General features: G+C 44.4%; 23 protein-coding genes. 21 read left to right on the top strand and 2 right to left on the bottom strand.

What is annotated here, in order from left to right; all coding sequences use genetic code 11:
- Positions 1-82: 82 nt before the first annotated feature.
- The gene (lexA, locus tag MKY44_RS16420; protein WP_017688034.1) at positions 83-709 is read right to left on the bottom strand and encodes a transcriptional repressor LexA; all 627 of its coding nucleotides are present in this window, start codon (positions 707-709) and stop codon (positions 83-85) included.
- 296 nt (positions 710-1005) lie between these two features.
- Between lexA and MKY44_RS16415 the strand changes: the two genes are divergently transcribed.
- The 8 genes from MKY44_RS16415 (at position 1006) to MKY44_RS16380 (ending at position 8058) form a co-directional block, all read left to right on the top strand.
- Positions 1006-1383: a LysM peptidoglycan-binding domain-containing protein gene (locus MKY44_RS16415; RefSeq protein WP_341007888.1), complete on the top strand. Its 378-nt coding sequence runs from the start codon at positions 1006-1008 to the stop codon at positions 1381-1383.
- Between the two features lie 95 nt (positions 1384-1478).
- The gene (locus tag MKY44_RS16410; protein ID WP_017688036.1) at positions 1479-1688 is read left to right on the top strand and encodes a DUF896 domain-containing protein; all 210 of its coding nucleotides are present in this window, start codon (positions 1479-1481) and stop codon (positions 1686-1688) included.
- A gap of 125 nt (positions 1689-1813) precedes the next feature.
- Positions 1814-2323, top strand: coding sequence for a hypothetical protein (locus MKY44_RS16405; RefSeq protein WP_017688037.1), 510 nt, complete (start codon positions 1814-1816; stop codon positions 2321-2323).
- Positions 2324-2351: 28 nt separating this feature from the next.
- Positions 2352-3143, top strand: a complete 792-nt coding sequence (locus MKY44_RS16400; protein WP_091029314.1) for an HAD family hydrolase — start codon at positions 2352-2354, stop codon at positions 3141-3143.
- Between the two features lie 588 nt (positions 3144-3731).
- The gene (locus tag MKY44_RS16395; RefSeq protein WP_339177159.1) at positions 3732-4661 is read left to right on the top strand and encodes an ABC transporter permease; all 930 of its coding nucleotides are present in this window, start codon (positions 3732-3734) and stop codon (positions 4659-4661) included.
- Between the two features lie 12 nt (positions 4662-4673).
- Positions 4674-5546: a carbohydrate ABC transporter permease gene (locus tag MKY44_RS16390; RefSeq protein ID WP_341007887.1), complete on the top strand. Its 873-nt coding sequence runs from the start codon at positions 4674-4676 to the stop codon at positions 5544-5546.
- Positions 5547-5646: 100 nt separating this feature from the next.
- The gene (locus tag MKY44_RS16385; RefSeq protein WP_341007886.1) at positions 5647-7281 is read left to right on the top strand and encodes an ABC transporter substrate-binding protein; all 1635 of its coding nucleotides are present in this window, start codon (positions 5647-5649) and stop codon (positions 7279-7281) included.
- A gap of 102 nt (positions 7282-7383) precedes the next feature.
- Positions 7384-8058: a GntR family transcriptional regulator gene (locus MKY44_RS16380; RefSeq protein WP_091020712.1), complete on the top strand. Its 675-nt coding sequence runs from the start codon at positions 7384-7386 to the stop codon at positions 8056-8058.
- Positions 8059-8154: 96 nt separating this feature from the next.
- Here MKY44_RS16380 and MKY44_RS16375 read toward each other — a convergent pair whose 3' ends face one another.
- Entirely contained in the window at positions 8155-8700 is a 546-nt protein-coding gene (locus tag MKY44_RS16375; RefSeq protein ID WP_047843398.1) for a cupin domain-containing protein, read from the bottom strand.
- Between the two features lie 179 nt (positions 8701-8879).
- Here MKY44_RS16375 and metH point away from each other — a divergent pair, with 179 nt between their 5' ends.
- The 13 genes from metH (at position 8880) to MKY44_RS16310 (ending at position 23042) form a co-directional block, all read left to right on the top strand.
- Positions 8880-12320 (top strand): methionine synthase, encoded by a 3441-nt coding sequence (gene metH, locus MKY44_RS16370; RefSeq protein ID WP_341007885.1) that lies wholly within the window; start codon positions 8880-8882, stop codon positions 12318-12320.
- Positions 12321-12397: 77 nt separating this feature from the next.
- Positions 12398-13336: a ribonuclease Z gene (rnz, locus tag MKY44_RS16365; protein ID WP_017688042.1), complete on the top strand. Its 939-nt coding sequence runs from the start codon at positions 12398-12400 to the stop codon at positions 13334-13336.
- A gap of 356 nt (positions 13337-13692) precedes the next feature.
- Positions 13693-14502 (top strand): TIGR01457 family HAD-type hydrolase, encoded by an 810-nt coding sequence (locus tag MKY44_RS16360; protein ID WP_341007884.1) that lies wholly within the window; start codon positions 13693-13695, stop codon positions 14500-14502.
- A gap of 6 nt (positions 14503-14508) precedes the next feature.
- Positions 14509-15330, top strand: a complete 822-nt coding sequence (locus MKY44_RS16355) for an Fpg/Nei family DNA glycosylase (RefSeq protein WP_091029323.1) — start codon at positions 14509-14511, stop codon at positions 15328-15330.
- Positions 15320-16168 (top strand): deoxyribonuclease IV, encoded by an 849-nt coding sequence (locus MKY44_RS16350; RefSeq protein ID WP_341009875.1) that lies wholly within the window; start codon positions 15320-15322, stop codon positions 16166-16168. Before MKY44_RS16355 ends, MKY44_RS16350 begins: the two co-directional genes overlap by 11 nt.
- Before the next feature lie 19 nt (positions 16169-16187).
- Complete coding sequence (locus tag MKY44_RS16345) at positions 16188-16526, top strand: cyclic-phosphate processing receiver domain-containing protein (protein ID WP_017688046.1); 339 nt, start codon at positions 16188-16190, stop codon at positions 16524-16526.
- Positions 16526-16843 carry a thioredoxin family protein gene (locus MKY44_RS16340; RefSeq protein ID WP_074095486.1) on the top strand — a complete coding sequence of 106 codons (318 nt, stop codon included), beginning with the start codon at positions 16526-16528 and terminating at the stop codon, positions 16841-16843. Before MKY44_RS16345 ends, MKY44_RS16340 begins: the two co-directional genes overlap by 1 nt.
- Positions 16840-17619 (top strand): ABC transporter ATP-binding protein, encoded by a 780-nt coding sequence (locus tag MKY44_RS16335; protein ID WP_445670653.1) that lies wholly within the window; start codon positions 16840-16842, stop codon positions 17617-17619. The genes MKY44_RS16340 and MKY44_RS16335 overlap by 4 nt, the downstream gene beginning before the upstream one ends.
- Before the next feature lie 6 nt (positions 17620-17625).
- Entirely contained in the window at positions 17626-18675 is a 1050-nt protein-coding gene (locus MKY44_RS16330; RefSeq protein WP_341007883.1) for an SAM-dependent methyltransferase, read from the top strand.
- Between the two features lie 227 nt (positions 18676-18902).
- The gene (locus MKY44_RS16325) at positions 18903-20381 is read left to right on the top strand and encodes a serine/threonine protein kinase (protein ID WP_341007882.1); all 1479 of its coding nucleotides are present in this window, start codon (positions 18903-18905) and stop codon (positions 20379-20381) included.
- 26 nt (positions 20382-20407) lie between these two features.
- A complete protein-coding gene (locus tag MKY44_RS16320; RefSeq protein WP_341007881.1) occupies positions 20408-21427 on the top strand; it encodes an SAF domain-containing protein in 1020 nt (339 codons plus the stop codon).
- 74 nt (positions 21428-21501) lie between these two features.
- Positions 21502-22215: a hypothetical protein gene (locus MKY44_RS16315; RefSeq protein ID WP_341007880.1), complete on the top strand. Its 714-nt coding sequence runs from the start codon at positions 21502-21504 to the stop codon at positions 22213-22215.
- Complete coding sequence (locus MKY44_RS16310) at positions 22212-23042, top strand: hypothetical protein (RefSeq protein WP_341007879.1); 831 nt, start codon at positions 22212-22214, stop codon at positions 23040-23042. The genes MKY44_RS16315 and MKY44_RS16310 overlap by 4 nt, the downstream gene beginning before the upstream one ends.
- Positions 23043-23045 lie beyond the last annotated feature (3 nt).

Here is a 23045-nt window from a genome sequence, read left to right as displayed (position 1 = left end):
ATGAAAAAAAGAGGTTGTCCTGTTCATCAGGGCAACCTCTTTCGTATTTCATTACATCTAGTTTTGTTACTTTAGTTAAATATTAATGAATATCTCTGAAAAGGCCTATGACTTTACCCAGAATACTAACATGTTTCAAACGTAAAGGTTCGAAGGTCGCATTCTCCGGTTGAAGGCGAATATGATCTTTCTCTTTATAGAACGTTTTCACTGTAGCTTCATCGTCTTCAGTCATTGCAACGACGATATCACCGTTATCAGCAGTTTGCTGTTGACGGACAATAACGTAATCTCCGTTAACGATTCCAGCTTCCACCATACTATCTCCCACTACCGAAAGCATAAACACTTTCTGTTCGCCTACATAATGTGTAGGAAGAGGGAAGTAGTCTTCAATGTTCTCGGTTGCAGTGATTGGAACCCCGGCTGTAACCTTACCAACAACAGGAATACGTGCAACGCTATGAGCAAATTGATGAGAATGCTCAGACTCTTCCTGGCTCAAAAGCTCAATGGCTCTTGGCTTGGTAGGGTCGCGTCGGATCAAACCTTTTTTCTCCAAACGATCCAAATGTCCATGTACTGTTGAGCTGGAAGCCAGTCCAACAGCTTCACCAATTTCCCGTACGGAAGGAGGATACCCCTTCAACCGGACTTCATTTCGTATAAACTCCAGAATAGCCTGCTGCCTGCTGGATATCTTCGACATACCGTATCAACCCCATTTTAGTAACGTTTGGGAAAATTATAACATAGAACCTCCGTTCGTACAAACATAAGTTCTAAATAAAATAGCATTAAATCAGTGTTTTTTAACTTATAGAACAGTAATTGTCCAAAAGGCAGAGCATAATACTGCAAATACTTTGCAAAAGAACTTCAATGAAGATATTTCTCCTTCAAAAAAGAAGCGAACAATTGTTCTAAAAATCTATTGAACAAAACAAGTGTTCGTGTTATATTGATTTCAACAGATAGGAACAAACGTTTGGAGGCGGGTATTTAATGAGATATTCTACTTATCAAAGCATTTATGAACCGATGAATTCGGAACTGGTGAAGTCTAACATAGGGAACTACATGAAGGTTTTAGCGCGTTTCAAGATTTCTTCATGGATGTTAAAGGTAGCCATTACCTCTATGATTATATTTATTGGATGCAGCACCGTTTTAACTGTATTTGCCGGCAATGAGAATGATGTTCAGCCTGGAGGAAAGATAGCTGTTTCACAAGGGGAAACATTATGGAGTATTTCTTTGGAACATAAACCGACGAATATGGATACACGTATTTATATAGAAGCAATTAAGAAAGTGAATCAACTTCATACAACTTCCATCCAAGTGGGTCAAGTACTAGCTCTACCGCAATTTGCAGAATAAAATGCAGATCAATGAGTGTTAGCGCGTGTCAGCTTGACAAGCTGCCTTTATCATGGCAAAGTTAATATGACTTTGTATTTTTGGAGGGGACAAGCTTGGATATAGATAGTCTGGTAGCACGCATTAACGAATTGGCTCGTAAGCAAAAGTCCACTGGATTGTCGGAGGAAGAACTTGCTGAACGTGCCGAGCTAAGAGAGATTTATTTGAGCAATATTCGCAGTAATTTCAGACAACAACTGGATACCATTGAGATTGTTGATGATGAAAATGACAAAGGCCACCAAGGCAAACTCAAACACTAACGAAACCTAAGGATATCATTATGATATTTAGGTTTCTTCCTGTTATTTTGAGTGTGCAATTTATAGGGGGAAATGTTGGTTTACAGTTATGTAAGCCGATACAAAGACACATAAGGGGGATTCTCATGTCGCGTTCGTTCGAGAGAACGGTTAAGAAAAATTCCAAGCAGTTAAATCAGCAACGCAAAAAAAGTGGTCAACCAATCACAGGTACACCAGGTGAAGAAGTCTTTAAGGGACGCAGCCTTTTGTTCCCTATATTTTTGATCGGTCTCGCCTTTTTGTATCTGTTTATGAGCACATTCCTTGTGCAAGCTCCAATGACAACTTGGGACTGGGTGACCATGCTGCTTTACGTATTTTTGGCAGTCATCTTCATGCTTCGCCGTCCATACATCAAAATTAGCAGTAATCGGATTATAACGACGAAGGGAAATCGTGAACGTTCAATCGGGGTTGACGATATTGTCAAATTCAGAATTGAACCAGGTACAGTTGTTATCGAACATAACAGTCGCGGGAAAAGATGGGTGTTTACCAAGTTATTGAACCGTTACGATACAGATGCGATTGCAGAACGTTTGCTGAAATTTGCAAAAGCACACCAGATCACCGTGGAAACCGTCGAAAAGTAATTATTGCATAAAGGGGTAGATGATCGGAATGGCGTTAAAAGCGATTTTGTTCGACCTAGATGATACTTTATTATGGGATGAGCGTAGTGTTCGAGAAGCTTTTCATGAGACTTGTCTAATCGCAGCGAAAGAGACTGGGGTCAAACCAGAAGAACTTGAAGAAGCTGTTCGTAATGAGGCACGTGGGCTGTATGAATCATATGAAACCTTTCCTTTTACCAAAATGATTGGAATCAATCCGTTTGAAGGCCTTTGGGCTAACTTTACTGGTGGGGATCAACCTGAGTTCCGTCAGTTGGAACAGCTTGCTCCAGTTTATCGTAAAGAATCCTGGCGTCGTGGCTTGTTGAAGTTGGGTATAGATCGGGAAGATCTTGCTGAACAACTTGCTGCGCAGTTTGGAGTAGAACGGAGATCCAGACCTCATGTGTACGAAGAAACGATGGATACCTTGCGTCAGTTACAAGGAAAGTACAAACTGTTGTTGTTAACAAACGGTTGCCCTGCTTTGCAACAAGAAAAGTTGGATGGTGTACCTGAGTTGACTCCTTTCTTTGATGAGATTATTATCTCGGGTAACTTCGGAAAAGGAAAACCAGATCCGTCGATATTTGAACATGCTTTGAATAAACTGGGTGTTAAACCCGAAGAGAGCATGATGGTTGGAGACAAGTTAACGACTGATATTCGTGGTGCTTTATCATCTGGCATCCAATCCGTATGGATTAACCGTGAGCATAAGACCAACAATGAAACGTATGCGCCAGACCATGAAATAACACATTTATCGGAATTAAATCAGCTTATTGCTAATTTCTAAGCAGATCTGCTATAACATCTTTCCTCAGCACCCTGAAACATTGGAAGCTTCAATGAACGATGATGTCGTTCTTGAAGTTACCAATGTTTTTTTATTTGAACTTATTGACTAAATTACCTTGTTAAATGAGATCTCCATTTTTTTTGCTAAAAGTTATTGAAATTAGGGGGAAGCTGGATTAGAATATAACTAACATACTAGTATGACTAGTATTTAGATTGTCCTAAAGCAATTCCTTTTTGACTTACTTCATTAAAATGGAAGCAGGGAGTTATTGCTTATTATTTTGAATTGATTGTAAGCGCTTAATTTTTAGAATATCTTCTTTCGATTTGGAGATCACACCACTTAGTAAGTGCTAATGAATGATGTGAAACACCTTGGTTTGTGTGATTCTACATAATACACCAAATTGATATCGCTTACATTCAGCAATTATCTATTTGGTAGTGGGGGTGAAGTTAAAGGAGTTGTTGTCTTCTACAAGAGGAGAAACGATGGGGATTGTACATGAATTACTCTTACTTATCAAGTCCTGGATCGGAGTGAAAACACATGGAGTCGGAAACCGCTAAAACAACGTTAACCATGACATCTTTACGTAAAGAGAGCAGATTACGAACCGCAGCAACCTTGTTTCGCAAAGACTGGCAGCTGTATTCACTATTAATCCTTCCCATCATTTATCTCCTTATTTTCAAATATGGGCCGATGATTGGTAATGTGATTGCGTTCAGACGTTTTGTTCCCGGGGGAAGTATATTTGGAGAAACGTGGGTTGGATTAAGGTACTTCAAAATGTTCATTGAGGACCCTACCTTCTGGAGAGTATTCGGTAATACGCTGATGTTAGGCGGACTTGCGTTACTCTTTACATTCCCGGTTCCAATCATTTTTGCCTTGATGCTTAACGAAGTGAAGAGTAAACGATTCAAAAAGTTTGTACAGACCGCGTCTTATCTGCCTCATTTTCTGTCTATCGTTATCGTTGCGGGTATGATCCTGCAGCTGACAGCAGTGAATGGCTCCATTAATGGACTGGTGGCTTTCTTCACCGGAGACAATATTCCTTTTATGCAGCGGGCTGAGTGGTTCAGAACAATCTATATCACTTCTGAGGTATGGCAGGGTATGGGTTGGGGAGCGATTCTGTATCTGGCTGCACTGACAACCATTGATGATTCTTTGTATGAAGCTGCGCGTATCGATGGTGCCAATCGGTGGAAGCAAACGATTCATGTAACGTTACCAGGGATCTTGCCAACGATTGTGACGTTATTGATTTTGAACATGGGTAATTTCCTGGCAGTTGGATTTGAAAAAATCTTACTCTTGTACAATCCGCTTATCTATGAGACATCTGATGTGATCTCCACTTACCTGTATCGGGTGGGACTGGAATCGAGTAACTTCAGTTATGCTACCGCAATTGGCTTGTTCGAATCGCTGATCGGTCTGATTCTGGTGTTCTCCGTAAATGCCATCTCACGCAGACTGACACAAAGAAGCTTATGGTAAAGGAGGAGCATCATGCAGGAATCCAGATCTTACAAGGTGTTTAAAGTATTCAATGTTATCTTTCTGCTGTTCGTGGTATTTATAACACTTTATCCATTCTTAAATGTCGTGGCACAATCCTTCAGCAGTGAGTCCTATATTAATTCAGGTAAGGTTAGTTTGTTCCCAAGAGGATTCAATGTGGAGACATACAAAACCATCTCACGTGACAGCATGTTCTGGACGAATTATAAAAATACGATTATCTACACTGTAGTAGGTACGATAATCTCAATGTTCATGACGACCATTTTCGCATATGCCCTATCCAAAAAGAGGTTGATGGGTCGCAAGTTTCTGACGATGTTTGCCGTATTCACCATGTTCTTCAGTGGTGGATTGATTCCAAACTATGTGTTGATTAATTCCCTTGGGTTCAACAACACCATGTGGGCACTTGTTGTTCCTGGCGCAATTAGCATATATAACATGCTGATCATGAAGTCATTTTTTGAAAATATGCCTGAAGAACTGGAGGAAGCTGCCTCCATTGACGGTTTGAACACATACGGGATTTTGTTACGCATTATATTGCCGCTTAGTAAAGCAGTTATGGCAACCATGGTGCTGTTCTACGCAGTAGGTCATTGGAATTCCTGGTTCCCAGCCTTTCTGTATCTGGACAAAAAAGAACTGTTCCCGGTCACCATTTATTTGCGCAATATGATTGCAGGAGCGACAAGTGGGGCATCTGCCGGTGCAACCTCAGCTGATAACCTGACACAGATTGCTGCCAATATTAAGTCAGTAACGATGGTATTAACCATCTTGCCGATACTTACCATCTATCCATTTGTCCAAAGATACTTTGTAACCGGTATCATGTTAGGGTCTGTTAAACAGTAATGCGTACCAGACAAATTGATTCACATGATTAACTTTTAGAGGTTGTTTAAAAAGTTCTATGGCAAGGTCAACCTAAACCAAATTCAGGGGGATAACCTAAATGAATCAAAAGCCACGTAAGTTTGTTGGTAAAATGGTGTTGGCATCAATGATGACCGTTGTTCTGGCAGCATGTAGCAGCGGTACCGGAGCTGGAGGTGACGTCACAGAAGTTCAAACCAAGGCAGCGATGGAGACGTACAATGTAGGGGATACATTCAAGGCGACCGAGCCATTTAATCTCTCCATACTATATAGTGATCAACCTAGTTATCCGTATAAAAAAGACTGGTTACTTTTTGATAAAATTACCGAACTGACGGGTGTTACGCTTGAGCCAACGATTGTACCCATGAGTGATTACCCTCAGAAGAGATCTCTGTTGATTAGCTCCGGTGATGCACCACTGGTTATTCCTAAAACGTACCCTGGTGAAGAGTCTGCATTTGTATCATCCGGTGCGATCCTGCCAATTAGTGATTATATTGATTTGATGCCAAACTTCAAGGATAAAGTGGAAAAATGGGATCTGGAAGATGAACTTGAAGGACTTCGACAGGAAGATGGAAAGTACTATGTACTCCCGGGTCTGCATGAAGAAGTATGGCCAGATTACACATTACTCGTAAGAACGGATGTTTTTGAAGAAAATAACATCGCCATCCCGACCACATGGGACGAATTGTATGATGCAGCGAAGAAACTGAAAGAGATTTATCCGGATTCCATTCCATTCTCGGATCGTTTCCAATTCAATAGTACGTTGAACATCGCTGCTACTGGCTTTGGTACCAAGGCTGGATGGGGTTTTGGTAACGGATTGACGTATAAGGAAGATCAGGATGAATTTGTATACACAGCTACAACACCAGAATACAAAGAGATGCTAACGTACTTTAACAAGTTGGTATCCGAAGGATTGCTCGATAAAGAAAGTTTTACACAGGATGATGATCAGGCTGTACAGAAATTTGTATCCGGCAAATCATTCATGATTAATGGTAATTCCCAAACGGTGGTGCTGCACCGAAATGATATGAACAAAACGCTTGGAGAAGGTAAATACTCAGTTGCAAAGATTACAGTACCTGGTGGACCAAAAGGGCAATTAATGTCTGGCTCCAGACTTGAAAACGGTGTCATGATATCCGGGAAAATTCAAAAAAGCGAAAACTTCAAAGCCATTATGCAATTTGTGGATTGGTTATACTACAGTGATGAGGGTCAAGAGTTTGCCAAATGGGGCGTTGAAGGCGAAACATTTACCAAAGAGGGCGGAAAACGTAAATTGGTAGAAGATGTGAACTACAATGGCTTGAATCCTAAAGGCACGAAGGATCTGCGTATTGACTTTGGTTTCTCTGGTGGAGTATTTGCCTACGGGGGTACGACAGATCTGCTGCAATCCATGTTTAGTGAAGAAGAGTTGAAATTCCAACAAGACATGAAGGATACCAAGGAAGTGATCCCGGCAGAACCACCAATTCCTTACTCTTCAGAAGATCGTGAACGGGTGACACTTCTGAGCACACCACTGAAAGACTATTCGGATCAAAATACACTTAAATTTATCTTGGGTGAGCGGAACTTGTCTGAATTTGATACGTTTGCCAAAGAGCTGGAGAGTCAAGGATTATCTAATTATCTGAAGCTGGCAAATGATACGTACAAAGCTTACAAAGAAAACAAGAAATAATTTAGTTGATGTTGGCCAGATTACCGTTTCACACCGATATATAAGTGGAACGGTAATTTGTGCTAAGATGAATGAATACGGCTGATAGAAAGAGGTCTAGGCATGTCACTTAATCAAAAAATTAGAGGCTCGACCCGGGCATATTCATATAACCTGTTAAAAGAACGCATTCTTCACCTGGAACTTAAGCCGGGCACCAAGATTTCAGAGAAAGAGATTGCAGATGAACTGCAGGTGAGCAGAACACCCGTTAGAGAAGCATTCATGAAGCTTGCTGAAGAAGAACTGCTGGACATTATTCCCCAGAGTGGAACGATCGTCTCTCATATTAATCTGGAGCATGTGGAAGAAGGCAGGTTTATGCGGGAGAAGATGGAGAAGGAAATCGTTACTTTGGCTTGTGTTTCTTTTCCTGAAGAGTTCAGATTTCGACTTGAAACCAACATTGCAATGCAGGAAGTCTGTATAGGAAAAAACAATTTCTATCGGCTTTTTGAACTGGATGAAGAGTTTCATCAGATTTTGTTCCAGGGCACGGGTAAGCTGAGAACATGGAAAATGTTGCAACAACTGAATATCCCGTTTAATCGATTGCGTTTATTACGTCTAGCCGAGGACTCCAACCTGGAGGTCATTATCTCCCAACACAAAGAGATTTATCGTCTTATCACAGAGCGTCAGACCGAGCAAGCTGTTCAGGTGATGGAAGCTCATCTTAGACTAGTTGTTATTGAACAGGAATCGATTAAGGCGAAATACCCGCATTATTTTATATAATGCACCGATGTTGTATACTACTCTCCATATGCATATGCGAAAACCCCTGTTCAATTGAACAGGGGTTTTGGTTAAGCAAGTTGTAACACGAGAGTGTTAGGCTTGTTTGATAAAAGTAGGATCAGGGTATGGATCTGCAATCCAGCCATCTTTTTCGATGAACAGACGTACAGCAATAATTTGTTTGTTCTCCATTAAAGTGAAGAAGTGCGGTGTATTCTCAGGTACAGAGATAACGTCTCCAGGAGACAGTTCTACATTAAAGTAGCCCACATCATCTGTAGCTTTGATAACAAAGATTCCTTTACCAGCAACAATTGCACGAATCTCATCTTCAGCGTGGGTGTGGATCTCTTCGAACTTGGCCAGCTTTTCTTCGATATCTGGTGTTTGTTCGGACAGCGTGATGACATCCCAGATCTGGTATCCGCGACGTGCAGCCAAATCTCTGATTTCATAATCGTAAGTTTCCAAAACCTCGGTTTTCTGTTCATCAGTTAATCCAAAGTTATTTTGCAGATCAGTGTTCAGTTTGGAAGCGTCCCACTTCTCATATAATACTTCGTATTTGTTCAAGAAATTTCGAACATTTTCGTCACCAGTGATGCGTTCGTTCGTATTTCGGATAACAATTTCAGCCATGTTCTTTCCCTCTTTTCCACTTGGTTTAATTGAATTATATCGGATTGCTTTGTTTTTGTCGATTCTCAAATTCCGTTCATATTCGTGCAAACCCGCCATCTTTCGGGACCAAACCCGATCTTTCACATTAAGTTAGTTTCTGTTAAACTAAGATTTAACGTTTTGCGGGGGTGAAGATATTGGATAAGATTAGTCTACACGATGCATTAAAACAACGAATATTAATCCTCGACGGTGCAATGGGGACCATGATTCAACAAGTTGATCTGACTGGCGAAGATTTTGGCGGCGAAGATTTGGATGGATGTAATGAAATGTTAGTGCTTACTCGTCCAGAGCTGATCCAGCGCATTCATGAAGAATATCTGGAGGCTGGCGCCGATTTAATTGAAACCAATACATTTGGTGCCACATCCGTTGTGCTTGCTGAATACGATATTCAGGATCGGGCACGCGAGATCAACCTAGAAGCAGCCAGAATTGCGAAAGCTGCGGTTGATCGTTTCTCTACACCTGAATCTCCACGTTATGTAGTAGGAGCGATGGGACCAACAACCAAAACACTGTCTGTAACTGGGGGAGTAACGTTCCAGGAACTTATCGACAGTTATTTGGAGCAAGCGCTTGCTTTAATAGAGGGAGGCGTTGATGCGCTACTACTCGAAACCTCACAGGATACCCTCAATGTAAAAGCAGGCAGCATTGGAATTCAGCAGGCCTTCGAACAGAGTGGTGTTACACTGCCCCTGATGATATCAGGAACGATAGAACCGATGGGAACGACCCTTGCAGGTCAGAACATCGAATCCTTTTATATATCCTTAGAACACCTTAACCCAATTTCGGTAGGACTAAACTGTGCTACGGGTCCAGAGTTCATGCGTGATCACATTCGTTCACTTTCCGGAATGGCATCGGTTGCCGTTAGTTGTTACCCGAACGCGGGTCTTCCGGATGAGAATGGTAATTACCATGAGTCACCAGACTCGCTTGCACAGAAGATTGGTGCTTTTGCCGAACAGGGCTGGTTGAATATTGCTGGTGGATGTTGCGGGACAACCCCTGCACATATTCGGGCTATGCGCGATACACTTGCCCAGTACCCCCCAAGAGAAATGAACGGAACACATCCACCAGCATTGTCTGGTATAGAACCAATCTATATTGAACAGGACAATCGTCCATATATGGTTGGTGAGCGTACGAACGTGCTGGGATCACGGAAATTCAAACGCCTCATTGTAGAAGGCAAATATGAAGAAGCCTCGGAAATTGCACGTGCTCAAGTGAAAAATGGAGCGCACATTGTCGATGTGTGTGTACAAGATCCAGACCGCGAAGAGTCTGAAGACATGGTGAAGTTCCTTGAATTGGTTGTGAAAAAAGTAAAGGTTCCTCTCATGATCGATACGACAGATGCTTCAGTAATTGATCTGGCTCTCCAGTACTCGCAAGGTAAAGCGATAATTAACTCCATTAACCTTGAGGATGGCGAAGAGAAATTTGAGCTGATTACACCGTTGCTTCATAAATATGGTGGTGCAGTAGTTGTCGGAACGATTGACGAACGGGGTCAGGCGATTAGTCGGGAAGACAAGCTTGACGTAGCCAAGCGCTCTTACGATTTGCTGGTGAACAAATATGGACTCAAACCAGAAGACCTGATTTTTGATACGTTGGTGTTCCCAGTTGGTACTGGAGATGAACAGTACATCGGTTCAGCGAAAGAAACCATTGAAGGTATAAGAGTGATTAAGGAAGCGATGCCAGAATGTCATACGATCCTCGGGATTAGTAACATTTCATTTGGACTGCCTGAAGCGGGCCGTGAGGTGCTGAACTCTGTATTTTTGTATGAATGTACCAAAGCAGGTCTCGACTATGCCATCGTGAACACAGAGAAACTGGAGCGTTATGCGTCCATTCCAGAAGAAGAACGCAGGCTCTCGGAAGAGCTTTTATATAACACGAATGATGAAACTTTGGCGGCGTTCGTAGCAGCGTTCCGTAACAAGAAGGTTGAGAAGAAGGAAAAAATCTCGAACCTTTCATTAGAAGAGCGTCTCGCTTCATATGTAGTAGAAGGAAGTAAAGAAGGATTGCTGCCAGATCTCGAACAGGCACTTGCCAAATACACAGCACTTCAAGTGATTAACGGTCCACTGATGCGGGGGATGGAGGAAGTAGGTCGTCTCTTTAACAACAATGAGTTAATTGTAGCCGAGGTGTTGCAGAGTGCGGAGGTTATGAAGGCTTCTGTAGCATATCTGGAGCAATTCATGGAGAAGAACGAGACTTCGGTTAAAGGCAAGATCATTCTGGCCACGGTCAAGGGCGATGTGCATGACATCGGGAAGAACCTGGTAGAGATCATCCTGTCCAATAACGGTTACCGGATCATTAATTTGGGTATAAAAGTACCACCAGAACGTATCATTGAGGCATACCGAGAAGAAAAAGTCGATGCGATCGGCCTCTCGGGTCTATTGGTAAAATCAGCGCAACAGATGATTCTTACCGCTCAGGATTTGCGAACAGCAGGTATTGATGTGCCTATTATGGTTGGCGGAGCGGCGCTAACACGTAAATTCACCAAAAATCGTATCCGTCCCGAATACAACGGAATGGTTGTATATGCCAAAGACGCGATGGACGGTCTGGATCTGGCGAACAAATTGATGAATCCCGTTTCACGTGAAGCGATGCAACTGGAGATGGAAGCAGAAAAAGAAGCTGATGCTTCAGGTGCTGTAGCTGTTCAGGCTCTTCCAGAGCTTACGCGAGTGGAGCGTTCGGATATTGCTGTAGATCATCCGGTTCTTGTCCCGCCTGATCTGGAGCGGCATACGATGCGTAACTACCCATTATCACATATCCTGCCATATGTGAACATGCAGATGTTGCTTGGACATCATCTGGGATTGCGCGGTTCAGTAGAACAACTGCTTGCTTCAGGTGATAAGAAGGCTACCGACCTGAAAGCAGTCGTGGATGATATCATGCAAGAGGCTGTTCGTGACGGGATTATTCAGGCACATGCCATGTATCGTTTCTTCCCGGCTCAATCCAGTGGTAACAGCGTCATTATCTATGATCCAAAGGACACCAGTAATATTTTGCATACATTTACGTTCCCACGTCAAAAAGTCGAGCCGTTCCTGTGCCTGTCCGACTTCCTGAAACCTGTTGAATCCGGTCAGATGGATTACGTTGGTTTCATGGTTGTTACGGCCGGACACGGTGTGCGTGAACTATCCACTGCGTGGAAAGATCAAGGGGATTACCTTCGCTCGCATGCTCTGCAATCCGTAGCGCTTGAAGTAGCAGAGGGATTAGCTGAACGTGTGCATCATATGATGAGAGATATATGGGGATTCCCGGATTCTGCCCAAATGACCATGAAGCAACGTCACGGTGCACGTTATCAAGGGATCAGAGTATCTTTTGGATATCCGGCTTGTCCGGATCTGGAAGACCAAGGGCCGTTGTTCAAGTTACTACAGCCTGAGGATATCGGTGTGGAATTGACGGAAGGTTTCATGATGGAACCTGAAGCTTCCGTATCAGCGATGGTATTCAGCCATCCGCAAGCTAAGTATTTTAATGTAGAGAAGGCATAAATTCAGTAGAGTGTCAGGCAAAGCCCTCCGCATTGTCGGAGGTTTTTTGCTGGCAACAGAAAGAGGTGCGATCCAGAATGGAACTATATTTCCTGGGAACTAATGCTGGTGTACCTACGCTTCAACGGAATGTAACTTCCATTGGGCTACGCATGTTGGATGAGCGCAGAGCTTTGTGGTTGTTTGACTGCGGGGAAGGAACGCAGCACCAGATTTTAAGTTCTCCGCTTAAACTGAGTAAATTGGAGAAAATATTCATTACTCACCTGCATGGTGATCATGTATTTGGACTTCCAGGACTGCTTTCGAGCAGAGCCTATCAAGGTGGCACCACACCATTAACCGTGTATGGTCCGCCAGGTACGGAACGAATGATCAGTACAACAATGGAGCTGAGCCAATCCCGGGTTAACTATGATTTGAATATCGTGGAACATACGGGCGGCGTCCTGTTCGAGGATGACAGTTTTATCGTGGAAGCTGCTTTGCTTGAGCATCGGATTGATAGCTATGGATACCGGATCACAGAAAAAGATCGTCCAGGAAGCCTGGACCCAGCCAAACTGGCGGAATACGGTTTGAAACCAGGCCCATTGTTCGGCCGGCTGAAACGTGGAGAAACCATTACGCTGGATAACGGTGATTCGCTTCGTCCAGAAGATGTATTGGGAGCGCCAAAACGAGGCATGGTGATCACCATATTGGGTGATACACGTCCATGTGACAATGTCCAGCCACTTTCCATCAATGCAGATGTACTTGTACATGAAGCTACATTCATGCATGATCTGGCCGATACAGCGCATGAGTACTATCATAGTACTTCTAAACAAGCGGCAGAAGCGGCTAGAGCAGCCAATGTAGGGCAACTAATCATGACTCACTTCAGTTCACGCTATAAGGATGAGGATCAACTTCAGCCACTTTTGGAAGAGGCGCAGTCCGTATTCCCGAATACCAGACTTGCAAACGAACACCAGCTTATTCCTGTCGTGCATCGCAAGCAAGAATCTTAACCCGGATTGCGAACCAGTGCACGGTTAAACACGTCATATAAAGATGCGGGTAATTGCACGGGACTGAGGGAGAGGAACTCCCGCGGTCCCTTTTGCAATCTGGTCAGAAAGCGTGTAGGATGGGCAATATGAAGAGGGAAATGATTCAAATTATTTTCCGGGAAAGCGCAGGAAATGACAAGCTTGTACAGAAGACGCGCGAGTTAAACCGTCGGTGTTCGATCCGGTTCGACTTGTTGCGTGCATATGTCAGCAAGCCATTATTTTTTGCCTGAATACATAGGTTCGCGGTCAAGTTCGAGGTAAATGATTAAGGGCATGAAACGTTAATGGAATGAAGAAAGGAAGTGCTATGTGTGATTAAGGCCTATCTGATTGACTTGGATGGTACGCTCTATCATGGCAGACATCATATCGAAGGAGCCGATCAGCTTATTCGAACACTGCAAGAGCTAGGAAAGCCGTATTTATTCGTAACAAATAATTCTTCCCGTACACCACAAGGTGTGGCAGATCATCTGAACGGGATGGGCATACCTGCCGACGCGTCTCAAGTATGTACTTCTGCTGTGGCGGCTGCTGAATATGTTGCTGAAGAGTCCCCAGGTGCAAAAGTGGCATGTATTGGAGAAGCAGGACTGCTGGAAGCCATAGAAAAAGCAGGACTACAGCTGACGGAAGATGCACCAGATTACGTGATACAGGGGATTGACCGTGAATTTTCCTATCATAAGCTGACTAAGGCGCTAAGGTGGATTAATGCGGGATCAAAATTCATCATGACCAACCCGGATCTGCAGCTTCCTTCCGATGATGGACTGACACCTGGGGCGGGGACTATTGGAGCAGCAATTGAAGCAGCAACCGGAGTTCATCCTACCGTTATTGGCAAGCCATCGAGTGTTATAATGAAGTCAGCCATTAGCCGACTAAACCTGGCGTCTCATGAAGTGGCAGTGATCGGAGATAATATGCGAACTGATATTGCAGCTGGAGTGGCAGCAGGGTGTGAGACGCTGTTGGTACTTACCGGTGTGACAACACGGGATAATATGGATGGACACATACAAGCAGCGAAGGCTCGACCTGATCATGTGTTTGAAGATTTGCATAAATTGATGGAGTGGCTGTCGCAAGAGGCAGACCAAACTTCCAAAAAGGGGTAATGTACGATGCCGGAACTGCCGGAAATGGAAAATTACCGGACCTTGCTGTCCGAGAAAATACTTGATCTACTGATTACAGGTGTTGTAATTAACCGCGATAAAACGATAAATACGGAGCCTGATTTGTTTATCAATGAACTTACAGGTAATCGCATCATATTTGTTGAGCGCCGAGCGAAGCATCTGATTTTCCACTTGGCTAATGGCAAACGTCTGGTGCTGCACCTCATGTTGGGCGGTATGATTTTCTGGGGCACGGAAGAGGAACGCCCTGATCGTTCCACACAAGTGGAAATCCAGTTTGGCGATCACATTTTATTCTTCATTGGACTGCGCTTGGGTTATTTACATCTGCTTACTTCGAAAGAAACCGAAGAGGCGATGTCTGATCTTGGACCTGAACCTTTGGATCGACGGATGAACGTGGAACGTTTTGCTTCCCTGTTGAAAGGTCGCCGGGGTACGCTCAAGACAACATTGGTAAACCAACATATTATTGCAGGGATTGGCAACTGTTATTCGGATGAGATTGCTTTTGCTGCTGGTCTGAGACCAAGCTCCAAAACGCAGAACATCGCGACTTCACCAGAGTTGACGGAGCGCTTGTTCCATTCGATGCAGTCGGTGTTGCGCGAAGCAGCTTCTGAGGGCGGTTATATGGAAATGCCGCTGATGCAAGGGGATACGAAGACAGGGAGCTTTGACGAGCAATGTCGAGTGTACGATCGGGAAGGCGAGACTTGTCCGCGCTGCGGGGGAACGATTGAACGAGTGGAAATTACGGGCAAGAAGGCGTTCTTCTGTCCGAAATGCCAGCATGAGGCCTAAAACCGGTATCGGGGCACATGTCAGCACCAGAGGCGGATTTCTTCAGGCAGCCAAGAGAGCGTATGAGATGGGGGCAACGGCGTTTCAGTATTTTCCGAAGAACCCGCGTAGTCTCAGCCTGAAAAGTCTGGACCTCAAGGATGCTGAGCAGTGCAGGGATTGGTGTGAACAGCAGGGACTTGCTTCGATAGCCCATTCACCCTATCCCACGAATCCGGCGTTGGGCATGACCCGTGGAGAGGCGGGGTTTCATGCTACAATAGCTTCTATTCGCAATGATCTTGAAATTTCGAATGCTTGTGGTTCTGTCGGGACGGTGGTCCATTTTGGACATATCAAAACAAACAATCCGCTGGAGGGTTATCAGAACCTCATTCATTGTCTGGATACCGCCTTGGAGAATTGGAATGGACATTCGAAGGTGCTGATTGAAAATCAGGCAGGTGATCATGGCCCAATGGGCACGACAATGGAAGAATTGATACAGATTCGCAAATTGAGTCGATATCCGGAGCATATTGCTTTTTGTTTTGACACATGCCATGCTTTTGCTTCAGGTTTGTGGTCGTCAGGCAACGAAGCGGCGATGCTTGATAAAGGCAGGATGCTCGGATACTGGGATAATGTTGCTGCTGTACATTTTAATGATTCCAAATATGCGTCTGGTTTGTGTAAGGATAGACATGCGAGGATAGGACAGGGATATATCGGAAATGAATCAATGAAAGCATTGTTAACCGCGCCTGAGTTCCAAAATGCGGTTGTTGTGCTCGAGACAGAAACGGGCGAAGATGGAACGCACCGTGATGATATAGCGCTCATGCGTTCCTGGTTATAATGGGGAGAGGAGCGATTGTATGCATGTTTTTTTGGATGACTATCGGGCATGTCCGAAAGGATTTGTTCTGGCAACGAATGCTGAAGAGTGCCTGATGCTGCTAAGAGAAGGTGACGTGGACATTTTGTCTCTGGATTATGAGCTTGGTCCAGATTCGCCAAATGGCGGTGAGGTCGCGGCATCTATTGTACGAGAAGGTTTATTTCCGCGCGAGATCTATTTGCATACGTCCAGTATGTTTGGGAAACGCCAGATGTACGAGATGTTATATAGCAATAAACCGGATTCGGTAACCATTCATAATGGACCAATGACGGGTGAGGTCATGCTGCGTGTTGCCGCGGGAGAAGAAAGTTAATGAAGCCAATTACATCCAAAATGTTAATGCGCAGTGTATGGGAAGGCATGCCACAGGCTGTATTTATATATACCCCTTTATGTGGGACATGTGCGGCAGCACGGCGTATGTTAGAGGTTGTTGAGCACATGCTGCCAGAAGGTATTTTATTCGAAATGAACATTCATGACATTCCTGAACTTGTACAACAATTTAAAATTTCAAGCGTTCCAGCAGTGATGCTCTTTGATGGCCAGTTAGATGTTCCAAAAATGGTTTATCGGATGAGCTCTGTAGAGCATTTGCTCTCGGAGATCCGGAAGGCGGTGCTGAAATGAGTATAATCTCGATGGAACATGTCTCACTTAGACGAGAAGAAAATCAAATCTTGGATGACGTACATTTGCGCATCGAACAAGGCGAACATTGGGTTATTCTGGGCCGGAATGGTTCTGGCAAAACAACGTTGTTGGAAATGATGAATGGATATATGTTTCCAAGCCAGGGGCGCATTGAAGTGCTCGGTAATCTGTATGGACAATGTGACGTCAGGGAAGTTCGTAAGGAAATCGGTTATATCAGCCAAACGTTAATTGAGAAACTCACGCCAAGAGATCCGGTATGGGAGGTCGTCGCTACAGGAGCTTATGCTTTTTTGCGTTTTTATCAGACAATTCCTGATGAAGTAAAAGCAAAGGCTAAGAGTTTGCTGGATGACATGGGTTTTGCCAACCTGGCTAACAACCCGCTTGGAACGTTATCCCAAGGGGAGCGCAAAAAAGTCATGCTTGCTCGTTCATTAATGGCTGAGCCAAAATTGCTGATTATGGACGAGCCTTGTGCCGGGCTAGACTTATATGAACGTGAGAAAATGCTGGCTGAGATTGATCGTCTGCGCCAGCGTAACATTACAGTTGTGTATGTAACACATCATGTTGAAGAGATCGTACCTTTATTTACACATGTGGCCTTGATCCGTGATGGACGTATTGCGGCAGCTGGCCCCAAACATGAAGTTTTGACACAAGATACAATTAAGCATACGTACGATGTTCCGGTCGATATCCAGTGGGATGACGGTCGTCCGTGGATACGCGTACGTTCTGGAGGGTAACACAATTTGAGTACACAATCGTCTTGGGAAGAAGGCAACTTCTCCCGTTTTATCTGCACAGCCAATCATGGCTTTGCCCCTTATGCTCAGGAAGAATTACGCCGTACGTTTGGTGCGGTGAAGAGCACAGTACTCGTACCAGGAGAAATTTTGCTTGCGGGTCTGCCTGTAGCAGAGGAAGAAGTTGCAGGTAAACTGTTGGAAGAGTATCCAACGTTTTTACGTCATATCCAACCTGTTCAGTTTCAAGAGAATACAGAAGATTTGGAGCAATCTATCGAGAGATTGATTGCAATTTTGTTGAATCATAAGGAACTGACCGGTGCCTCTGTCGTGCTACAGGTACGGAAGACAGAAGGGTCCTTTTGGCAAGAAAATGCAGCCTCATTGAAGCAATTGCTGACTGAAAAGCTGGATGAACTGGGATGTGAATGGGTTGTACGTGATGCTGAATATGTCATTTCCGTATTTGTTGCGAATGATATGTTGTATGCGGGCGTATCCAGACCTGAACAGAACCTGTCAGACTGGAGCGGGGGAGCCGTACGTTTTCAAAAAGAAGATGGACAGATCTCACGTGCTAAGTTCAAATTGCTTGAAGCCGAGCAAACGTTTGGCATTGACTTTACTTCATTTCATAAAGCACTTGATATTGGTGCAGCACCAGGTGGATGGACCTCGTTCCTGCTTGAACGCGGGCTTGAAGTAACGGCGGTAGATCCGGCGAAGATGGATGCAACACTGCTGGCATCACCAAAACTGACTTTCTTGAAGAAAAACGCAGGGGATGTGCGCTTCCGCGAAGGAGAATTCGATCTGCTCGTATGTGATATGAGTTGGAGTCCGAAGCTGATGAGCCGACTTGTATCAGACCTTCTATACAGTCTGCAACCTGGGGGAACAGCGATTGTTACCGTGAAGTTATTGCATAAAAAACCGCTCGCACTCATTAAGGATGTTATCGATACGTTTGAGCGTTCGCGGATGCAGATTCAACGGTCCAAGCAGTTGTTCCATAACCGGGAAGAGATTACACTTTATATGGTCAAATATTAAGAGATCTAGCCTTGATTAAAGCTGCTAAAGGTATTATGAAATTGATTCGATTAAGCTCATTAATTTTTGTGCTTTACAATCTATTCCTGCCTGTACTATAATGATACCAATATTAACCATAACAAATCTGAGGGAAAGCATCCCGAAGCGAACAAAACCGGATATCCGGTCTGTTCATCTTCGGTGAAGCTTTCCCTTTTTTGTTGTGTAATGAAGGAGGAATTGATATGAGACATCCGGCCAGGCTGGAACGCGGAAGCCTGCTGGGAGGTAGATATCGTATCGTATCCATTCTGGGAACAGGCGGAATGAGCCATGTATACGAGGCGGAGGATCTGAAGTTGCCGGGCAAGATATGGGCAATTAAAGAGAGTGTAACGATTATGCCATATGAAGGCAGTATGGAGACAGAGGCCGCTCTTCTGACATCACTTCGCCATCCAAGATTGCCGCAAATTGTTGATTTTTTTGTCCCGGATGAAGATGGGTACACGTACCTGGTGATGGAATACATCGACGGGTTAACGCTCAGTGAGTATTTCAAGCAGTGTCGTGGGAAGATCCCGATGGAGCAGTTGACGGAGCTGATGCTACAATTGCTGGATGTGTTGAGTTATCTGCATAACCTAAATCCACCTGTCATCTATAGGGATCTGAAACCATCAAATATCATGATCACCCCGGAACATGAAGTAAGATTAATCGATTTTGGCATCGCCAGAAGTTACAAACCGCAAAGTGCCGAAGATACCGTTAAGTTGGGAACAGCTGGTTTTGCCGCTCCAGAACAATATGGCTCTGGTCAGACCGATGCGCGTTCAGATCTTTATGGACTCGGAGCATTGCTCCTGTATCTTATGACAAGTGGTGCGTATACGGAATGGATTCAAGGTGTGGAAAGCTCTATCCGGAGTGATGTTCCGCGGACATACATCCCTGTGGCGAGAAGACTGTTAAGGTATAACGCCGAAGAGCGATTCCAATCTGCTGATGAGGTAAGGAAGGAACTGCTCAGAATACCCGGTGGAACAATGCCCGGTGGAGATACAACGATGACTTTGAATGGGGGAACAAGAGTTATTGCCCTGACTGGTACTTCATCTGGTGTAGGGGTTACCCACACGGCTATAGCTATCAGTCATTATCTCGAAAGGCAAAACTTCAAAGTAGCTGTGATTGAAATGTCACCTCGCTCTCAATCCTTTGCAAGAATCCAACAAATCGCTCAAGCGGGTAAACCGGTGCCAACAGGCAGACAGTTTGCAGTGGATGGTGTGCATTATTGGAAACAATCCGGGCGAGCGGATATTTTGTCTTTGCTTGGGGGGAGTTATCAATTCATCGTGATGGATCTCGGTAGTGGTCAGGACCAGAACCGGCTGGAAGAATTCCTGCGTGCAGATCTACCTATTGTTATAGGCTCAGGTGCCGAATGGAGACAGGCGGAGATTGGTGCTTTTGTTCGATCACATCATCGGTATCCACGAGAGAAATGGATATATTGTCTGCCCCTGGCAGCAAGTGAAGCAGTTCAGCGCATTCGTAAAGCTCTGGATACATCGAGTGTATATGGGCTGCCGTTGCATATTGATCCTTTTGACAAGGACGCACAGATGGATAAAGTGTTTTCACATATTTTAATGCATATGATGGCACAACAACCCAAGAAACGTTCGTTCTTTTCACGAAGGAAAGTACATGATTAGAAGAGATTACGAAAGGAGAGCCTCTTTTGTCTAAATTAAGAAAACAAAGCCGTCAACTGATCTATGCCGGACTTATCGGAGCAGGAGCTGTAGGGTTGGTGTTCGGAGGATATGTTATTTACAATGTCAAAACGATGGGGGATGTCAGGTCAGCTGTAGAATCCCGTTATTTATCGGCATATGAGGAAAAGGAAGCTGAATTAAAGCAACAATGGGATTCGGGGGCACAAGGATGGGTTACGATTCGGGATATTGAAGCAGGTGAACCGATATTACCGGAGGATCTGAAGCTCATTGCTGTTCCGGATGCACAAGCACCGCGAAACCTCTGGTCCAGTACGAAGCAGATGGAAGGCCAAGTGGCCAAAATAGAGTTGAAAAAAGGAACAGCCATTACCACCGAGATGGTGTATGAGGATGTACCGGCTCCGCCTGATTTAAGAAATCGAGAGCTGCAAGTTGTATTACTGCCGTCCTCACTTGTTAAGGGAGATATTATTGATGTTCGTATCCAATTCCCGACCGGACAAGACTATGTTCTCTTATCGAAGAAAAAAGTGGAACGACTCAATGCAGCTACCTTATGGATTACGATGACGGAGGAAGAGATTCTGTCACTCTCAAGTGCAATTGTAGATGCCTATTTACATAAAGCTTCAATCTATGCCTTAACCTATGTAGAACCACAGTTTCAGACACCTGCAATCGCGACGTATCCTGCCAATTCAGAAGTGTTAAAACTGCTGGAGAGTGATCCGAATATTGTCCGACGAGCCGAACAGGAGTTATCCAGACAGGTGCGAAGTTCGCTTGAAAGTTCACTGGCCGCCTCCATGACAGCACCGTCAAAAGGGGTTGAACAGGATGTGGCACAATCCTCAGTTACATATAACAGTCGTCCATCATCAAATAATCCGGCAACGTCGGATGGAGTGATGTGGAATGATGGTTCAGGGAACGGAACAGGAGCTAATTCTGGAAGCGTAAATGATCCTGTCGATGCTTCACAAACAGAACAACAGAGCTTGCTAACGGGTGGAGAATAGAGCGAAATCCGAGGTTTAATTTAGAAAAATTCAGATAACAGGGAGTTTAAGAAAAAGAAAGGAGTTGAACATCTATGCATACATGGATCTTTGCGGGTTTATGTGAGAAGAATGATCTCATGTTATATCTTTGCAAGATATTGGCTTCGACAGGCAACAAGGTCTTGCTCGTAGATGGAACCTTACAACAGAAGTATGGGTACGGCGTAGGTGATAGTCAGCAGTCTTTGCGAATTACGGAATTTGAAGGATTTGATATCGCTTGTCATTTTGTCACTTCGGCAGCTGTAGAGAATCATCTTGAAGTAAATGGCGAGCGATTGGATAGTTATGACTATGTGTTATATGACATGGAGACCTCACATTTTGCATCGCGTAATCTCTGGCTAACCGCTGATGTAAGAGTCTGGGTGAGTGATTATGAGCGTTACAATCTGGAACGTGGCAAGGGTTGGTTGAAGCGGCTGCTTGAAGAACAATCATTGCCTGGTGAGCTGTCATTTCAGCGGATCTTAATTAACGGGGTTGACTGCAAGCTTGAAGCTCGTTATCTGTGGGCGTATCTGGAGGGCGGTCCGTTTGTGTGGACAGGAGAATCCTTAGTGCTTCCGTGGGATGAGTTAACAGCTGCGGTTAAACTTGAGAATGAGCATCATCGCCGAGTTCATCTTGGACCTTTGTCACGAAATTACAAAAAATCATTGTGTCGCGTGGTCGAGCAGTTAACAGGTTGGGAAAGTGTTCGCAGTCGCCGTGCGATGAAAGAAGCAGAGAGGATGAGAGCATGAGCACCATTACCTTTTGGAGCCCTTTTGCAGGAACAGGTTGCACTTCAAGCACATTAATTAGTGCTTATGCGATGGCACTTCACTACAGGACAAGAGTGTTACTTGTTAATGCAGGCCTTGCCGGAACTGGCACAGAAGCTGCTATACCATCCAAAGATACGGATTCAGCGGATTTTATGTTCTCCTTTGAAGAGGGTGGCTGGGATGCGATTGAACGGCTGCATTCGAGTGGCAGTCTGAATAAGCACAATCTCAGGGATTATACCAAGCCACTTCTGAAGGAAAGACTTGATTTCCTAACCGGAAGAATTGATGAGATGGAACGTTCCCCGCAGGAACATGGTGAGACAGTGAAAAAGCTGCTAAATGTAGCTAACGAGTATTATGATCTGGTTCTTCTGGATGCGGATCATGCTGGTGTTGATTCACAGCTCAAGCTGCAACAGGCGGACTATGTTGTAATTAATCTCGATCAAAATATGCGAAATCTGGAGTTGTTCTTTGAAGAGATCCTGCCAGAACGAATGAACAATAAGAATATACATGTTGTAATTAACAAATACGATTTGCATTCCCGTGCAACGCTTTCCAATATTCGGCGCCAGTTCAGATACAAAGGCACGATATCTGCGATACCGTACACAACCGGATACCTGGATGCAATGAATCGGCGAGATGTCGCTAGATACTTGCAGTTGGAAAGCTTGACTGAGGATAAGGATATTCGTAAAGGGAGCTTTGCTGCAAGCATGAGCGAACTCGCTCGCCTGATTATGGACGGTGCAGGTATGCGCACAGTTCTGAAGAGGCTGGAAAGGGGAGCCTGAACC

It is taken from the genome of Paenibacillus sp. FSL R7-0026, from assembly GCF_038004485.1.
GTDB classification, from domain to species: Bacteria; Bacillota; Bacilli; order Paenibacillales; family Paenibacillaceae; genus Paenibacillus; species Paenibacillus xylanexedens_A.
The sequence above is the reverse complement of the archived record's forward strand: the minus strand, read 5'-3'. Positions and strand labels throughout refer to the sequence as shown.

Excerpts from the sequence above, each read along its gene's own strand:
- MKY44_RS16345 (WP_017688046.1), top strand. The coding sequence starts at position 16,188 with ATGCATGTTTTTTTGGATGACTATCGGGCATGTCCGAAAGGATTTGTT.
- MKY44_RS16385 (WP_341007886.1), top strand. The coding sequence starts at position 5,647 with ATGAATCAAAAGCCACGTAAGTTTGTTGGTAAAATGGTGTTGGCATCA.
- MKY44_RS16405 (WP_017688037.1), top strand. The coding sequence starts at position 1,814 with ATGTCGCGTTCGTTCGAGAGAACGGTTAAGAAAAATTCCAAGCAGTTA.
- MKY44_RS16415 (WP_341007888.1), top strand. The coding sequence starts at position 1,006 with ATGAGATATTCTACTTATCAAAGCATTTATGAACCGATGAATTCGGAA.
- MKY44_RS16390 (WP_341007887.1), top strand. The coding sequence starts at position 4,674 with ATGCAGGAATCCAGATCTTACAAGGTGTTTAAAGTATTCAATGTTATC.
- MKY44_RS16400 (WP_091029314.1), top strand. The coding sequence starts at position 2,352 with ATGGCGTTAAAAGCGATTTTGTTCGACCTAGATGATACTTTATTATGG.
- MKY44_RS16340 (WP_074095486.1), top strand. The coding sequence starts at position 16,526 with ATGAAGCCAATTACATCCAAAATGTTAATGCGCAGTGTATGGGAAGGC.
- lexA (WP_017688034.1), bottom strand. The coding sequence starts at position 709 with ATGTCGAAGATATCCAGCAGGCAGCAGGCTATTCTGGAGTTTATACGA.
- MKY44_RS16355 (WP_091029323.1), top strand. The coding sequence starts at position 14,509 with ATGCCGGAACTGCCGGAAATGGAAAATTACCGGACCTTGCTGTCCGAG.
- MKY44_RS16310 (WP_341007879.1), top strand. The coding sequence starts at position 22,212 with ATGAGCACCATTACCTTTTGGAGCCCTTTTGCAGGAACAGGTTGCACT.
- MKY44_RS16350 (WP_341009875.1), top strand. The coding sequence starts at position 15,320 with ATGAGGCCTAAAACCGGTATCGGGGCACATGTCAGCACCAGAGGCGGA.
- MKY44_RS16325 (WP_341007882.1), top strand. The coding sequence starts at position 18,903 with ATGAGACATCCGGCCAGGCTGGAACGCGGAAGCCTGCTGGGAGGTAGA.
- MKY44_RS16380 (WP_091020712.1), top strand. The coding sequence starts at position 7,384 with ATGTCACTTAATCAAAAAATTAGAGGCTCGACCCGGGCATATTCATAT.
- MKY44_RS16315 (WP_341007880.1), top strand. The coding sequence starts at position 21,502 with ATGCATACATGGATCTTTGCGGGTTTATGTGAGAAGAATGATCTCATG.
- rnz (WP_017688042.1), top strand. The coding sequence starts at position 12,398 with ATGGAACTATATTTCCTGGGAACTAATGCTGGTGTACCTACGCTTCAA.
- MKY44_RS16395 (WP_339177159.1), top strand. The coding sequence starts at position 3,732 with ATGACATCTTTACGTAAAGAGAGCAGATTACGAACCGCAGCAACCTTG.
- MKY44_RS16375 (WP_047843398.1), bottom strand. The coding sequence starts at position 8,700 with ATGGCTGAAATTGTTATCCGAAATACGAACGAACGCATCACTGGTGAC.
- MKY44_RS16335 (WP_445670653.1), top strand. The coding sequence starts at position 16,840 with ATGAGTATAATCTCGATGGAACATGTCTCACTTAGACGAGAAGAAAAT.